Source organism: Polynucleobacter sp. AP-Melu-500A-A1, assembly GCF_018882125.1.
GTDB lineage: Bacteria > Pseudomonadota > Gammaproteobacteria > Burkholderiales > Burkholderiaceae > Polynucleobacter.
The window spans coordinates 499,643-514,375 of the sequence record NZ_JACVOZ010000003.1; the positions used below are offsets into that span (position 1 = coordinate 499,643).

General features: G+C 44.2%; 16 protein-coding genes. 8 read left to right on the forward strand and 8 right to left on the reverse strand.

Annotated elements, in window-relative coordinates; all coding sequences use genetic code 11:
• Positions 1 to 175 precede the first annotated feature (175 nt).
• Entirely contained in the window at positions 176 to 1,195 is a 1,020-nt protein-coding gene (locus ICN38_RS09050; RefSeq protein WP_216256734.1) for a tripartite tricarboxylate transporter substrate binding protein, read from the reverse strand.
• A gap of 144 nt (positions 1,196 to 1,339) precedes the next feature.
• On the opposite strand from ICN38_RS09050, the gene araD reads away from it, so the two are divergent.
• Positions 1,340 to 3,079, forward strand: a complete 1,740-nt coding sequence (araD, locus tag ICN38_RS09055) for an L-arabinonate dehydratase (protein ID WP_216256735.1) — start codon at positions 1,340 to 1,342, stop codon at positions 3,077 to 3,079.
• A gap of 76 nt (positions 3,080 to 3,155) precedes the next feature.
• On the opposite strand, the gene ICN38_RS09060 is transcribed toward araD, so the two are convergent.
• From ICN38_RS09060 to ICN38_RS09080, 5 genes are all read right to left on the reverse strand, one after another.
• On the reverse strand, positions 3,156 to 4,013 hold the full coding sequence (locus tag ICN38_RS09060; RefSeq protein WP_216256736.1) for a metal-dependent hydrolase: 858 nt from the start codon (positions 4,011 to 4,013) through the stop codon (positions 3,156 to 3,158).
• 95 nt (positions 4,014 to 4,108) lie between these two features.
• Positions 4,109 to 4,519 carry a carboxypeptidase regulatory-like domain-containing protein gene (locus tag ICN38_RS09065; protein WP_216256737.1) on the reverse strand — a complete coding sequence of 137 codons (411 nt, stop codon included), beginning with the start codon at positions 4,517 to 4,519 and terminating at the stop codon, positions 4,109 to 4,111.
• Positions 4,520 to 4,596: 77 nt separating this feature from the next.
• The gene (locus tag ICN38_RS09070) at positions 4,597 to 5,577 is read right to left on the reverse strand and encodes a zinc-binding dehydrogenase (RefSeq protein ID WP_216256738.1); all 981 of its coding nucleotides are present in this window, start codon (positions 5,575 to 5,577) and stop codon (positions 4,597 to 4,599) included.
• Between the two features lie 105 nt (positions 5,578 to 5,682).
• Complete coding sequence (locus tag ICN38_RS09075; protein ID WP_216256739.1) at positions 5,683 to 6,228, reverse strand: DUF3833 domain-containing protein; 546 nt, start codon at positions 6,226 to 6,228, stop codon at positions 5,683 to 5,685.
• A gap of 5 nt (positions 6,229 to 6,233) precedes the next feature.
• Entirely contained in the window at positions 6,234 to 6,779 is a 546-nt protein-coding gene (locus ICN38_RS09080; protein ID WP_216256740.1) for a chalcone isomerase family protein, read from the reverse strand.
• A gap of 103 nt (positions 6,780 to 6,882) precedes the next feature.
• On the opposite strand from ICN38_RS09080, the gene ICN38_RS09085 reads away from it, so the two are divergent.
• Complete coding sequence (locus ICN38_RS09085) at positions 6,883 to 7,257, forward strand: DUF2237 family protein (protein ID WP_216256741.1); 375 nt, start codon at positions 6,883 to 6,885, stop codon at positions 7,255 to 7,257.
• Positions 7,254 to 8,153 carry a histone deacetylase gene (locus ICN38_RS09090; protein WP_255562781.1) on the forward strand — a complete coding sequence of 300 codons (900 nt, stop codon included), beginning with the start codon at positions 7,254 to 7,256 and terminating at the stop codon, positions 8,151 to 8,153. The genes ICN38_RS09085 and ICN38_RS09090 overlap by 4 nt, the downstream gene beginning before the upstream one ends.
• On the opposite strand, the gene ICN38_RS09095 is transcribed toward ICN38_RS09090, so the two are convergent.
• Both ICN38_RS09095 and ICN38_RS09100 read right to left on the reverse strand, forming a co-directional pair.
• Positions 8,150 to 8,701, reverse strand: a complete 552-nt coding sequence (locus ICN38_RS09095; RefSeq protein WP_216256742.1) for a phasin family protein — start codon at positions 8,699 to 8,701, stop codon at positions 8,150 to 8,152. The genes ICN38_RS09090 and ICN38_RS09095 overlap by 4 nt on opposite strands.
• Before the next feature lie 128 nt (positions 8,702 to 8,829).
• Entirely contained in the window at positions 8,830 to 9,906 is a 1,077-nt protein-coding gene (locus tag ICN38_RS09100; RefSeq protein ID WP_216256743.1) for an esterase, read from the reverse strand.
• A 181-nt stretch (positions 9,907 to 10,087) separates the two neighbouring features.
• Between ICN38_RS09100 and ICN38_RS09105 the strand changes: the two genes are divergently transcribed.
• The 5 genes from ICN38_RS09105 (at position 10,088) to ICN38_RS09125 (ending at position 14,724) form a co-directional block, all read left to right on the forward strand.
• Complete coding sequence (locus ICN38_RS09105) at positions 10,088 to 11,179, forward strand: hypothetical protein (protein ID WP_216256744.1); 1,092 nt, start codon at positions 10,088 to 10,090, stop codon at positions 11,177 to 11,179.
• Positions 11,180 to 11,243: 64 nt separating this feature from the next.
• The gene (locus ICN38_RS09110; protein ID WP_216256745.1) at positions 11,244 to 11,948 is read left to right on the forward strand and encodes an extracellular solute-binding protein; all 705 of its coding nucleotides are present in this window, start codon (positions 11,244 to 11,246) and stop codon (positions 11,946 to 11,948) included.
• Between the two features lie 106 nt (positions 11,949 to 12,054).
• Positions 12,055 to 12,834, forward strand: a complete 780-nt coding sequence (locus tag ICN38_RS09115) for an enoyl-CoA hydratase/isomerase family protein (protein WP_216256746.1) — start codon at positions 12,055 to 12,057, stop codon at positions 12,832 to 12,834.
• The gene (locus ICN38_RS09120) at positions 12,831 to 13,766 is read left to right on the forward strand and encodes a hydroxymethylglutaryl-CoA lyase (RefSeq protein WP_216256747.1); all 936 of its coding nucleotides are present in this window, start codon (positions 12,831 to 12,833) and stop codon (positions 13,764 to 13,766) included. The genes ICN38_RS09115 and ICN38_RS09120 overlap by 4 nt, the downstream gene beginning before the upstream one ends.
• Positions 13,759 to 14,724, forward strand: coding sequence for a tripartite tricarboxylate transporter substrate binding protein (locus tag ICN38_RS09125; protein ID WP_216256748.1), 966 nt, complete (start codon positions 13,759 to 13,761; stop codon positions 14,722 to 14,724). Before ICN38_RS09120 ends, ICN38_RS09125 begins: the two co-directional genes overlap by 8 nt.
• The last annotated feature ends 9 nt before the right edge of the window (positions 14,725 to 14,733 follow it).

Below are 14,733 nucleotides of genomic sequence, written 5' to 3' on the forward strand. Positions count from 1 at the left end.
CTCCGGGTATTGTCCAAGACCCCATAGGGGCTGTCAAACTGAACAGAAGGGGTTTTGAGAATAATCTCTTTTAATTCAATCGCTTAGAGAATTATAAACCTTGCGTCACTAGAAATAAAAACCACCCGAAGGTGGTTTTGACAGTGAAGCGCAAATTCAATTACGTCAAAGTGAACTACTCTGGCTTGATCCCAGACTTTTTAATCAATGCGACCCACTGATCTAACTCTGACTTTAAAAAGCTGACATACGCCGCTGATCCCGGGGTTGGCACTACAAAACCCACTGATTCCAAGCGTTGCCTTACCTCAGGCGTTTGCAAGGCCTGAATCATCGCAGCCTCTAATTTATCGATGACAGGTTTGGGCGTTCCTTTTGGCGCGCTGATGCCTGCCCAAGATAGCGCCTGAAATCCTGGATAGCCGCTTTCTGCCACAGTAGGAACATTAGGATATAGAGGGTTACGCTGCAAGCTGCTCACTGCAATAGGGCGCAATTTTCCCGCCTGGACAAAAGGGAGTGCCGCATCCTGATTAATGAACTCGAGCGGAATTTCATTGGCCAATATGGCATTCATTAGAGGACCGCCTCCACGATAAGGAATGCCTACCAAGGGCAAAGGATTGCAGTTGAGCTTCTTCTTTATATCCGCACAAGTTGAGGTAGCTTGTCTCAGTAACTCCATTGCCATGTGGCCAGAAGAAGCATAGGTGTAGCCATAGTCAAGCTTGCCAGGATTCGCCCTGGCGTAATCGACGATATCTTTTAAAGTTTTAAATGGGCGGTCCGGATTAACCACCAAAACATTGGGGCCCAAATCAATCAATGAGATGTGCGCAAAATCCTTTAAAGAATCGTATTTCAAATTGGGATCAAGGCCATGCGCAACTGCATTTTGACCAACGCCAGTCATCACCAAGGTATAGCCATCGGGAGCAGCATTGGCTCCCCTCTCAGCGCCAATCACGCCACCCCCTCCAGAGATATTTTCAATCACGAAGGCCTGTTTAAAAGTCTTGGTTAATTGCTCTGCCGAAATTCTCGCCATGATGTCTGTAGTGCCGCCTGGTGGGAAGGGCACAATAATTTTGACAGTCTTATTGGGGTAATCTGATTGGGAAATTGCTGGGATGCAGCATGTACTTGACAAGCCACAAATGAGTAATGCCCGGGCAATAAAAGAAAGCTTGGCCATGGAATGATCCTTATGAATTTATGTACAACAGTAGTCCCTAGCCACAAGAGTAAATAAGAGCCATTCAGAAAACAAGTACTGACATACCCTTTCTCGCAAGCAAGCACTAATATAGAAGACTTACAAACCTAAACCCAGACTTTTATGCCAAAAAAGACTAAAGAATCTCTTCGTAGCGCACGCTGGTTTGAGCCAGATGACTTGCGCTCTTTTGGACATCGCTCTCGCGCCATGCAAATGGGATACGGTCCTGAGGATTGGTCTGGTAAACCTGTGATTGCGATCATCAATACTTGGTCTGACATCAACCCTTGTCATACGCATTTCAAACAACGCGTCGAAGATGTTAAGCGAGGTGTTCTGCAAGCAGGTGGCTTCCCCATTGAATTACCTGCTATTTCATTAGCCGAACAATATGTCAAACCCACCACCATGCTTTATCGCAATATGTTGGCCATGGAAACTGAAGAGCTTATTCGCTCTCATCCAGTTGATGGTGCAGTACTCATGGGTGGCTGTGACAAAACTACCCCTGGTTTGGTCATGGGCGCATTATCTGCAGGCCTACCTTTTATTTATCTTCCAGCAGGCCCAATGCTCAGAGGCAATTGGAAAGGTCAAATCTTAGGCTCTGGATCGGATGCGTGGAAGTATTGGGATGAACGACGCGCAGGCAATATCTCCGAAGCACAATGGCTAGAGGTTGAAGGCGGCATTGCGCGCAGTCATGGCACTTGCATGACTATGGGTACGGCTGCAACCATGATGGGTATTACTGAGGCGCTGGGCTTAAGTTTGCCAGGCGCCTCTAGCATTCCAGCGCCTGATGCAAGTCATCCTCGTATGGCGGCGGCCTGTGGCAGAAGAATTGTGGAGATGGTTTGGGAAGATTTAACCCCAGCACGCATATTGAGTAAGGCCAATTTCTTAAATGCCATTGCAGCAGCAATGGCTATGGGTTGTAGCACGAATGCCATCATTCATTTAATTGCTATGTCACGTCGCGCTGGAAAAGATTGCACAGTGACTCTGGATGATTTTGATACTGCAAGTAGAAAAGTTCCAGTCATTGCGAACATTAGACCTAGTGGTGATAAATATTTGATGGAAGATTTTTATTACGCTGGAGGAATGCCAGCGATGCTTAAGGAAATGAAGCAGCACCTTGACCATACCGCCATGACAGTAACAGGAAAAACTATTGGCGAGAATATTCAGAACGCTGAAGTTTATAACGCCGATGTCATTCGTACACTGGATAACCCAATTTATAAAGAAGGTGCTCTCGCAGTCTTGCGTGGGAATATTGCACCGGGTGGGGCAGTAATTAAGCCTAGCGCCTGTGCAGAAAAATTCTTGAAACATACTGGACCAGCACTCGTATTTGATAGCTATCCCGATATGAAAAAAGCAATTGAGGATGAGAATTTAGACGTTACCGAAAATCACATTTTGGTTCTTAGAAACGCAGGTCCCAAGGGTGGACCTGGTATGCCCGAATGGGGCATGCTGCCCATACCAGTGAAGTTGGTAAAACAAGGAGTGCGAGATATGCTCCGCCTCTCTGATGCTCGTATGAGCGGCACCAGTTACGGCGCCTGTATTCTTCACGCCTCTCCAGAATCCTATATCGGAGGTCCATTGGCACTTGTGAAAACCGGCGACTTGATTACTGTAGATGTGGATGCCAGAAAGATTCAGTTAGAAATTAGTGATGAGGAACTCGCTGCCAGAAAAGCAAAATGGGTAGCGCCTAAACCTAAATATGAGCGGGGTTATGGCTGGATGTTTAGTCGCCACATTCTGCAAGCAGAAGATGGTTGTGACTTTGATTTTCTAGAAACCAGTTTTGGCGCACCTGTACCGGAGCCGGATATTTACTAATCCCTAATGATTGTCTCAGTACACTTCAATAAAAAAAGCCCCTGTATTAAATCAGGGGCTTTTAGTTTTTAAGGCATCAGAACTCTACTGTTTGCCCTTCAGTCATCGGAATGATCCTAATCTTACTGCCCTTCATATCTGCCTGAAATTCGGCAAGCGTCCCTTTTGCTAGAGGGTTAGAGTTGTAATGCATTGGGATGACCATTTTAGGATTAATCAGTTCACGTAACGCATGTGCAGCATCATCAGGGGCCATCGTGAAATTACCTCCAATAGGTACCATCACTAAATCAGGCTTGTAATACTCGCTAATAAATTTCATATCACCGAATATGCCGGTATCGCCCATATGCCAAATCTTAAATCCATTTTCTAACTGGATGATGTAACCCATAGCCTCGCCAGCATGATGGGACTCCAATTTTCCAGTGGCAGGATTTTTCCACACTAGTAAAGAAGAATGCTCCGCCTTTACTGCAGTCACTTTAATTCCAGGCAAAGGCGTCACACGCCCAGATTTATTAAAGCGATGTGTTAACTCGGCCGGCATAACACCCAAAGTAATTAGAGGCGTCACCATATCCGCAGGACCATACAGCTGAGTTTTGTGTAACTTTGCTAAATCTGGGGCATCGCCAATGTGATCAACGTGCGCATGCGTCACTAATAGCAAATCGATAGGGCCTAGAGCAGCAATATCATTCTTGTATACAGCAGGTGTCTTTGGCCCGCCAGTAAGCCATGGATCAATCACAATGATTTTTCCTCCAGGGCTTTTAATCCGAAAACCTGCTTGTCCTAGCCACAAGATTTCTGTTTTGCCTTGTTGGGCACTAGGTGCTGAAGATTGCGCTTGAGCACTAAAAGTAGCACCCAATAAGAGGGTGGATATGGTTGCTGCACCCACCAATTTCTGTAAAGAAAAAATATGCATATCACTGTCTCCCCAAGCTGTTCTTATAGATCTTCTAAAACTATAGCTTAGAAATACCGTCTGCGCTGATGTGGCAGCGCACCAATAGTATTAACTTACTTCCAGAAGAGTGAAATTTTTTGTGGCTGCCCAGCTTTGATAGAAATCGCTCTTTTTTGCTCAACCCCTTGATAACTAGCTTGAATCACATAATCACCAGGTTCTAAATTAACAAGCATGTAAGGACCTTGTGCCTTAGCATCAAAAATTACTGCACTCTTAGAGTTCGCAATCTTAATTTGGCTACCAAAGATCCAAACGCCTCTACCATTCTCGAGCTGAGATAACTCTAGCAATAAAGGCCAATGCTTAGCCTCAGCCAAAATAGCCGCTGACTCACCCTCACCAACGCCACCACTAATATAAGAGATCCCAAGAGAGCGCTGCGTCTCCGGAATTTGTGCCCAAACACTAGTGCTGCTTAATAAGCATGCTGTCAGAGCAATAGATTTGATCAGTGTTTTCATAACTCCATATTACATCTAGAGTGCGCAATAAAAAAGCCCCGTATAACGGGGCCTGAGAATGCTAAGCGCTTATTCAGTTATGGAATCAGGACAATTGCGCCAGATACCTTTCTCCCCTCAGCAGCTCGATGGGCTTCAGCAGCCTGCTCCAAAGGAAACTTAGCGGCAATCTGGACTTTTACCTGTCCTTTAGCAATCGCATCAAATACCGCACGGGCATTTTCTTGCAAGAGGGCCGAGGTAGCGTTATGTGGGAATACGGAAGGTCTAGTCAAAAATAAACAGCCCTTCTTATTCAAGATTTCTGGCTGAATCTCTGGCGCAGGGCCTGAGGCAGCACCAAATAATGCGACGGTTCCAAAAGGAGCTGCACAATCTAAGGAGCCTAAAAAAGTTTCTTTGGCAACAGAGTCGTAAACCACATTGGCTTTTTTGCCCCCAGTGGCCTTAAGGAATTCTTCAACCCAATTGGATTTTGAATAATCAACCACCGCATCACAGCCCGCTGCTTTAGCTGCAGCAACTTTTGCTTGAGAACCCACCGAGCCAACGACAAATGCACCTAAAGCCTTTGCCCAACCGGCCAAAATTTGTCCCACACCACCAGCGGCCGCATGAACAAGAACTACATCGCCAGCTTTTACTTTATAAGTTTTTTGCACAAGGTACTGAGCAGTCATTGCTTTAAAGAAAACTGCAGCAGCTACTTCATCGGATACATTGTCAGGCACTGGAACCAATTTATCTGCTGGTACATTACGCGCACTGGCATATGCACCAATTCCCGCATTCATATACATCACGCGATCACCAATCTTGAATCCAGTAACACCATCACCTAAGGCATGCACCACTCCAACTGCTTCATGCCCAAGACCAGTAGGCATCTCTAATGGATACACACCAGATCGCTGATACACGTCAATAAAGTTAAATCCAATGGCCGTTTGACGAATTTGTACTTCGCCTTTTGAGGGCGCTGGTAATTCTTTATCAATGAGTTTAATTACGTCGGCACTACCTAGTTCTGAAAGACTAACGACTCGAGCTGTTGTCACATGTCACCTTATGATTTTTTATTAGGAAATTATCGTAACTCAGATTCCAAAAAGCTTATGAGCTACCCCACAACAGAAAGTGTGACACAAATTGCCAACTTCCGTTTAACGTTTATAAAAGCTCAGGGTAACTTCACCCAGCTCGATACCAAATTTACTCATCTTGGCCTTATTCAGCATCACTTTAGAATTGACTAGGTACATCCAGTCGTCAAATTGCACGTTATAAATCGTGTCATCAACCGGCAATGCCAGGGTGTAGGCCCAATTTAAGGCATTCCCTGAAGACTCCCCAAGAGCTTCGCCTACAACATCATCGGCCTTACCCACGTATTTCCCTGGAGATACCTCAGTCAATCTCCAAATACGCTTTTGCTTGCTGCCATCTGAATATTCAAAACTCTCATCTAAGACACCAGTTTTCTTACCGTCAACTACTGTCCAATTCGCCTGTATCAGAACAGTGAAACGCTTCTTCACTACTCCGCTACGGTCTGTAAATATTCCATAGGCATCAATCGTGCCTGAAAAATACTCGCTCAAATCTAAAGTTGGCTTCTCATTGGCATATTGAGAAATTTTCTGACCTGCACAAGCACTCAATAAGAAACCAACACAAATGAGAGTCAAAATCTTTAATTGATATTTCATCTTATTTAACAACCTTCACTAATCAGTGGGGGCGGACAATTCTGCCCAAGTAATTCAGAACGTAGTTTTGGTGCACTCGTCTTAGAGTCAAACCAAATACCAAAAAAGGCTTTTGAAAAATCAGCCCCCTTGACCTGGGCGATCTGTTTGCCATCGAAGTAAAAAAAAGTACCTTGTTTAGGGTTATAGATTGCAGTCAAAGTTTGACCGGATTCAACATTAGGTAAAAAACTAGCCAATTCTTTTCCCCAAAGCGCCGCCTGCATATCAGACACGCCTAATTTTTTCATCTCTTCAGCAGATCTATTGGCGATTGCTATTCCTGTAAAAGATTTTTTATAGCGAAAATCTAGGGCAAACTCAGGAGAATTGAGATTGCCAGAGCGATAAAGAGCTGCATCGTAAATATCAAACCCCCACCAAGTGAGCCTACCGCTCCCCTGAAGCTTTGCTGAGCTCAATACAGTCTGAACATGATCTGGCTCACGCGCAAAAGTCGCTGCGCTTAATAAACATGTCAAAGAGCAAAGGGATATTAGGAAATATTTCATATTTAGTTCGAAAACAATAGGGCCAAAATCATAAATAAGCCGCCTTGAGCAAGTTTAAGCCTTATTCAATAAACTGGCATGACTACTCATTAAGAAAGTCTGTATGCAAAAGGATGTAGCGTTAAATGTTTTGGGGCAACCCTTAGTTCCCTGCTCTTTTGAGCCCCTCACAGGCTTTTTTCGGGATGGCTGCTGCAAGACTAATGAGGAGGATTCTGGTAGCCATCTTGTTTGTGCCATCGTCAGTGATGCGTTTTTGCAATTTAGCCTAGCAAAGGGCAATGACCTGATTACCGCCAGACCAGATTATCAATTTCCGGGATTAGTTGCTGGTGATCAATGGTGTCTTTGTCTCAATCGCTGGATTGAGGCATTCCAAGCCAATTGTGCGCCCATGATCAAACTAGAAAGTACCAATATCAAAGCTTTGGAAATAGTTCCACTGAATATTCTCGAACAATATTCGAATAAAGATTGAAAGCATTCTATACCGACCACTTTGTTTTACCCCTTCCCCCTGGGCATCGCTTTCCGATGGAGAAATATTCCAGTCTAAGAGACTTAGTTGCTGGCGAGCCAGGGCTTGAATTAATTGAAGCACCAGCGGCGAGTGATACGCAAATTCTCTATGCCCATGACCCTCTTTACCTGATCAAAATCATCGAAGGAAAATTAAGCTCAAGCGAACAGAGAGAAATTGGTTTTCCGTGGAGCGCAAAGATGGTGGAGCGTTCACGCAGATCTGCTGGGGCAACGGTCGCAGCTTGTAAAACCGCTCTAACTGGAGGTATAGCGATTAATCTCGCAGGAGGCACTCACCATGCGTATCGAGATTCAGGAAGTGGACTCTGTGTCTTTAATGATTCTGCAATCGCTGCCCGCACTCTGCAAAAGGAGATTGACCCCAAACTCAAGATCGCCATTATTGATTTAGATGTACACCAGGGCAATGGCACTGCTTCAATTCTTCAGAATGACTCAACGATCTTTACACTCTCGATTCATGGAGAAAATAATTTTCCATTTAAGAAAGAAGTAAGCGATCTTGATCTTGGCTTACCCGATGGTTGTAATGACAGTAACTATTTAAAAGCCTTGGCAGAATGCCTAGATCAATTGGACTCCAGATTTGAGCCCGATTGCATTATTTACTTAGCAGGTGCTGACCCTCATGAAGACGATCGTCTAGGAAGATTAAATATCAGCAGCGCAGGCATGAAACTTCGCGATGAGACAGTGTTGCAATTTGCATTGGATAGAAAACTACCGGTTGCCATTTCCATGGCAGGCGGCTATGGCAAGGAAATTGAATCTACTGTCAACATTCATTTTCAAACCATCAAGACCGCACTGCAATTTCAAAAAAGATACTAGGACTCCTTTTTAGTTGTTGCCTGGTTAGCTGCCAGATTACTAACATTTTCTATGCTCTTCTCAAAATGGGAGAAAGAGTCAGTCATCGTTGCACGAATTAGCTCAAAATGTTGCAAGGCGTTATTAAATGAGCTTTTAAATACTGACACATAAGCATCACTACCCTGAGGCGCATTATTCGTAGCATCATTTACAAAGTGGATGAGGTCGGCCTTGGAATCCTCGATCATAGATTCTGCAATTTCGGCAAGCTCCTGATTGCTTTGCTTAAGAACTTTCAATAGCTTTTGTTGATATTGAGAGACTTCTTTAGCAGCATCTTGCAGTACTTCTGCATGAACGTACTCAAACGCTCCCTTTGGATCCTGAGTTTTCATGAGCTCTGCCACCCGCTTCTGAATTTGTGAAGCCAACTCTTGAGCAGCCTGTTGATTAATTTGATTAATGGTTTGGGCACTTTCCAATGCAACGGCACCCGCATCTTTTCCGGCCTGCATCATCTTTTGCTGCCCTGGCAGGCTATTAATATCAAATGGATTCTTACTCATAAAGCCTCCTTTTCATGAACATAAGCACCAATCTACTCTCGTTACGAAAGCTTGCTATAGAGAAATACCAGTAGAAATGGGCAAAAGCCACCCGTAGGTAGCTTCAAATCTATAGGCCTTAATTAGTCTTAGTTCTTGATACGCTGCTCAATCCATGAACCTAAGATATCCGCAATCTGAATGCTATTGCTATCTTGCATGATCATGTGGGAGTTCCCCATAATCCCGACTTCAGGTAACAATAAAAGTTCAACCTTACCGCCTGCTTGATTGGCTTTTTCAACGAAGGCACGACAAGCTTTTAATCTTGGCGCCCAGCGAGGTGATATCTCCATATAGTCTCCATACATCACCATAATCGGCATCTTGGTATAGGGCGTCATATCGCTATTGGCTTCAGGACAAGCAGAAGGTTCTACCGCAATAATTCCTGCAATCCCCTCATTACTTAACTGAGCAGTTTGAAAAGGATAAATACCTGATTGAGAGTGACTGATAAGAACCGTTTTCTTTAACTGCTTAGAGAGTTGCGATAAGTTTGGAACAGTAGGATTTGGAGTAGGCATTGAAAATAACCAATCCGAAACCATTTGCTGCCATAAACCATTTTGTGCAGCAATCGGAAATTTCTGCCCTTCGTAGACTTTAGGATATTCGCTACCGAAGCGAAAGATTGTCCAAGCAGACTCATGACTCGCTGCAAATACAACGGGTAATTTCTCAGGAGCTTCTTTTCCCATCTTGGCAGCATTCAGAGCAGTCGCATTGACTGCTGAACGACCCCTACCAGACTGATCAATGACGTATGTTGGATAACCCCTTTTGACAAAGTATTCATCCCAGCCCATACGACCGTCTGGCGTGGACTCCCAAGTTTTACCCGTTAGGCAGCAACCATGAATCATCACCACTGAATTGCTTTTTGCTTTCATCGGAGTTTGATAGCGCACATACATCTGATCAACGGTAATCGTGCCAGATTGGGCATAAGCGGGAAGTGTGGAAAGGGTACTAGATTCAATATCCTGGCCACCCACAAAGAAACTGCCCTGCCTCTCCAAAACAATTGGGCCATTAAGCACTTTATCCCCCAGGGAAGTCACCTTGAGATTGAGAGGTCTAGTCTGTGCAATTGCTCCAGATGACAGCAGCAAAATGAAAGATGCAGTCAGACCAGCTAAGTGGGCTTTTGTAATTGTGCTCATTTTGTCTCCGTAAATTTTTTTATTTATTATTTTCTATAAAGCAAATTAAGCATAGCATGTAGATACTTAGTGAAGATGGCAAGCATAATTAAGGGATTACCCGAGATACTCTCTTTTGCTAATAGTTTTGCGCTAACCTTAAGACATCATCATATTTATAAAAATACCTATGGAGGCAAAGATGAATTTCATTGCTCGCGGCCTATTTCTTGCTATCTACTTGCTTATCAGTACAAGTTCTTTTTCACAAAGTACAAGCGCTGGCAAGGCGCCCCAGTACAAAGTTGATCCCTATTGGCCAAAACCACTCCCCAATAACTGGATTTTGGGCCAAGTATCTGGAGTAGCTACAGATAAGAATGATCACATTTGGATTATTCATCGCCCATTGACCATCACCGATGATGAAAAGGGTGCCACTCTCAATCCCAGAAGATCTAAATGCTGTATCCCTGCTCCACCAGTTTTAGAGTTTGATAAAAAAGGAAATCTGCTACAAGCATGGGGAGGACCAGGTAGTGGCTATGACTGGCCAAAAAATGAGCATGGTATTTATATAGACCCCAATGGATACGTCTGGATTGGTGGAAATGCTGCTAGTGATCATATGATTTTGAAATTTACTCAAAATGGGAAATTCGTCTTACAGATTGGTTCACCAGGAGAAAGTAAGGGGAGCAATAGCAATGTACAGCTTGGGCGACCTGCACACATGAATGTTGATCCAATTGCCAATGAAATATATGTTGCTGATGGCTACCTAAATAAACGTATCGCAGTATTCGATTCCAATACTGGTGCTTACAAGCGGCATTGGGGTGCCTATGGAAATCCTCCAAGCGATGAGAAAGTGGATAATTTCAACCCCAGCTCTCCCCACTTTGGCAATCCAGTGCACTGCGTACGCCTTATGAAAGACAATACTGTTTTTGTTTGTGATCGCGCTAATAATCGTATTCAGGTATTCGAAAAAAGCGGTAAATTTATTCGCGAGATGTCCTACGAAACGGATACTAAAGGCTCAGGTTCCGTTTGGGATTTAATTCCATCGGATGCAAGTCAGAAATATTTATTAATTGCAGATGGCACCAATAATGAAGTCACCGTTCTACTTCGCGAAAATGGGCAGAAGATGGGCTCTTTTGGTCGCAGTGGGCGAAATGCTGGCGAGTTCCATTGGGTGCATAACATTGCAGTAGATTCTGATGGTAGCGTTTACACAACTGAAGTAGATACTGGAAAACGCGCCCAAAGATTTATCAGGGCAAAGTAAACAGGACTCCAAGTTGAAATATTTCATTATTCTTTTCACTTCTTTATTGCTTAGTACAAGCGCTATGGCACAACTCGAAGTCATGATCTCAGGCGGATTTAATGGGCCCTACAGTGCCATGCTCCCCGAATTTCAAAAAATGACAGGCATTACAGTCACTACAAAATCTGGCGCCTCACAGGGTTCTGGACCAAAAACAATTAAAGCGCAGTTGGCCAATGGCACTAGTGCTGATGTCGTCATTCTTTCTCGCGAGGGGCTTGCTGAACTGATGGCAATAGGAAAAATTATTCCTGGAACGGATGTTGATTTGGCTATGGCGCCATTAGGATTGGGAGTTTCAGCTGGCATGCCTAAACCTGATATATCTACTACTAAAGCCTTTAAAGAAGCCTTGCTAAAAGCAAAACGCATCGCAGTACCAGGAAGTACGAGTGGCATTTATTTAACCAAAGAGTTATTTCCACGCCTGGGACTCTCAGATCAAATCACCGTCACAGTGACTGAACGCGGTAGCCAAGCCACCACACTACTTGCAGCAAAAGAAGTGAATTTTGCAATTCAACCCAGTAGCGAGATTGTCAATGTCGCAGGGGTTGATTATGTTGGTCGCATTCCAAATGAGCTTCAATTGATTCAGACTTTTTCTGCAGCAATTGTTGCCGGCTCTACACAACAAGAATCCGCACAAAAGCTGATTCAATACTTAAGCTCGCCAAAGTCCGTTGAGCCCATCAAGAATAGCGGGATGGATTTAGTCTCCAAATAAGAAGGGGGAGCTATAGCTCGGGGGGCTAAACCGTTGATTTATCACCCTCTACTCCAGTTTCCAGTAAATTAAAGAAAACGATAGAAACTGGAGACCCCAATTAGCCATGACTCAGCTACCAATTTATCAATATTTAAACACTCAAGGTAATGAGATTGTTTACGTCACCCTCAATCGACCTGAAGTTAGAAATGCGTTTAACGAAGGCTTGATCGGTGAACTCCAAGACGTCTTTACTAATCTAGGCGCAGATGATGATTGTCGAGTGATTGTGCTCCAAGCGAATGGGAAAAGCTTTTGCGCGGGTGCAGATTTAAATTGGATGAAGAGCATGGCTAACTTCACCAAAGCCGAAAATATCGCCGACTCTCGCAAGATGGCCTTAATGCTCAACACAATTTATTCTTGCCCAAAACCGGTGATTGCTAAAGTTCAGGGTGATGCCTATGCGGGTGGTGTGGGTCTAGCATCAGTTTGTGATGTTTTGATTGCCTCCACGCAAGTTCGCTTCTGTATTTCTGAAGCCAAGTTGGGTTTACTGCCTGCAACCATCGCGCCCTATGTCATTAGAGCGCTTGGTGAACAAGCCTCACGCAGATATTTTGTGACTGCTGAAGTGTTTACAGCAGCCCATGGAAAAGAAATAGGGTTTGTGCATGAATTGGTCGACCCAGATGCGCTAGATAGCAAGGTTGATGAGATCTGCCAAGCTATATTGAGCAACGGCCCGATGGCGGTGATGGCCTGTAAAAAAATGGTTCGTGACATCTCACAGCAAGCAATTACTCCAGCCCTGCTTGAGGACACTGTAGAGCGTATTGCCACCATTCGTACTAGCAATGAAGCACAAGTGCGGATGAAAGCTTTTCTCGAGAAAAGTAAATGAAGCCATCCTCGAGCCTTCCGAAAAAAGTCAAGATCGTTGAAGTGGGGCCTAGAGATGGCCTTCAAAATGAAAAAGAGTTTGTGCCTATTGATGTCAAAGTAGAACTCATTAATCAATTATCAGATGCTGGCTTTCCAAATATTGAAGCAGCCTCTTTTGTTTCACCCAAATGGGTTCCACAAATGGCTGGCAGTGATGAAGTTATGGCTGCCATTACCAGAAGGCCTGGCACTATTTACTCTGCCCTAACACCAAATATGCGGGGTTATGAAGGAGCACTTGCTGCTAAAGCAGATGAGATTGTCATCTTTGCTGCTGCATCTGAGGGGTTTTCTCAGAAAAATATCAACTGCAGTATTGCTGAATCAGTGGAGCGCTTTATACCTGTGGCAAAAGCTGCTAAACAAGATGGTATTCGTATTCGTGGCAGCATCTCCTGTTCCTTCGGTTGCCCCTACCAAGGTATGGTGGAGCCGGCTCATGTTGCGCAAGTCGTTAAGCGAATGATGGACTTAGGTTGCGATGAAATTGATATTGCGGACACGATAGGCGTAGGCACCCCAGGTCAAATTCAGTCCGTCTTTGAAACTATCTTTGCATTTGCCCCAATCCACCAGTTTTCTGGCCATTTTCATGACACTTATGGACAATCCCTCGCAAATATCTATGCGGCTATGGAGATTGGAGTGAGTATTTTTCATTCCTCCATTGCTGGTCTTGGTGGCTGCCCCTATGCGAAGGGAGCCACTGGGAATGTTGCAACCGAAGATGTTCTCTATATGCTCAAAGGACTGGGAATAGAAACTGGAATAGACTTTGATGCTGCTGTCAAAATAGGCCAATACATTACAAAAGCGACTGGTAAAACCAATGCATCACGAGTTGGACGAGCCATTACCGCTAAACAATTCACAGGAGACCAAGATGTATAAATTACTCAATCTACTAGCGATAGCATTTGCAGCTACCTCACTCCATTGCGCTGCTCAAAGCTATCCCTCTTCCAACATCACGCTGATAGTTCCATTTGCCCCAGGTAGCGGAACTGATGCAGTAGCACGAATCATGGCAACAAAAATGGGGACCATCCTCGGGCAACCCGTCATCGTTGATAACAAACCAGGTGCTAGCGCACAAATCGGTGCGCAATTAGTAGCTTCAGCCAAACCTGATGGCTACACCCTCTTGATGACTACCAATACATCACACTCAGCGAATCCTTGGTTATTTCAGAATCTGAAATACGATCCAATCAAAGATTTCACCCCAATCGCCCGTGTTGGTGAATTACCATTTGTGCTCACCGTTAATAATGACTTACCAGTAAAGACCGTGCAAGAGTTGATTGATTACGCCAAAGCAAATCCAGGCAAGCTGTCCTATGGCACACCAAATAGCACTTCGCTAGTCACCACTGAAACGATCATGTATTTAACCAAGACAAACATGACGCAAATTCCTTATAAATCAAGCCCCCAAGCTTTAACAGATCTAATTGGTAATCAAATTCAGGTCTACGTAGCTGATACAGGATCTGGCATGGCCATGATTAAAGCTGGTAAGGTTCGTGCAATCGGCTTAACTGGTAATCGACCTTATGCACAACTACCAAATGTACCTCCAATTGCTAAAACTATTCAGGGTTTTGATCTCGTTTCCTGGAATGGTGTCTTTGGTCCTGCAAATCTTCCCAAGCCCATTGTTGATAAGATCAATGCATCTATTCAAGAGGCTTTAAAAGATAAAGAAGTACAGGCTAAATTAGCGCAATTGGGTTTTGTTGTTTGGCCATCGAAGAATCCACAAGATTTTGCTCAGTATGTGAGCGATCAGATGGCCTACTGGGGTAAATTGATTATTCAATCAGGCATTAAATCTGAACTCAACTAATTAGAGATT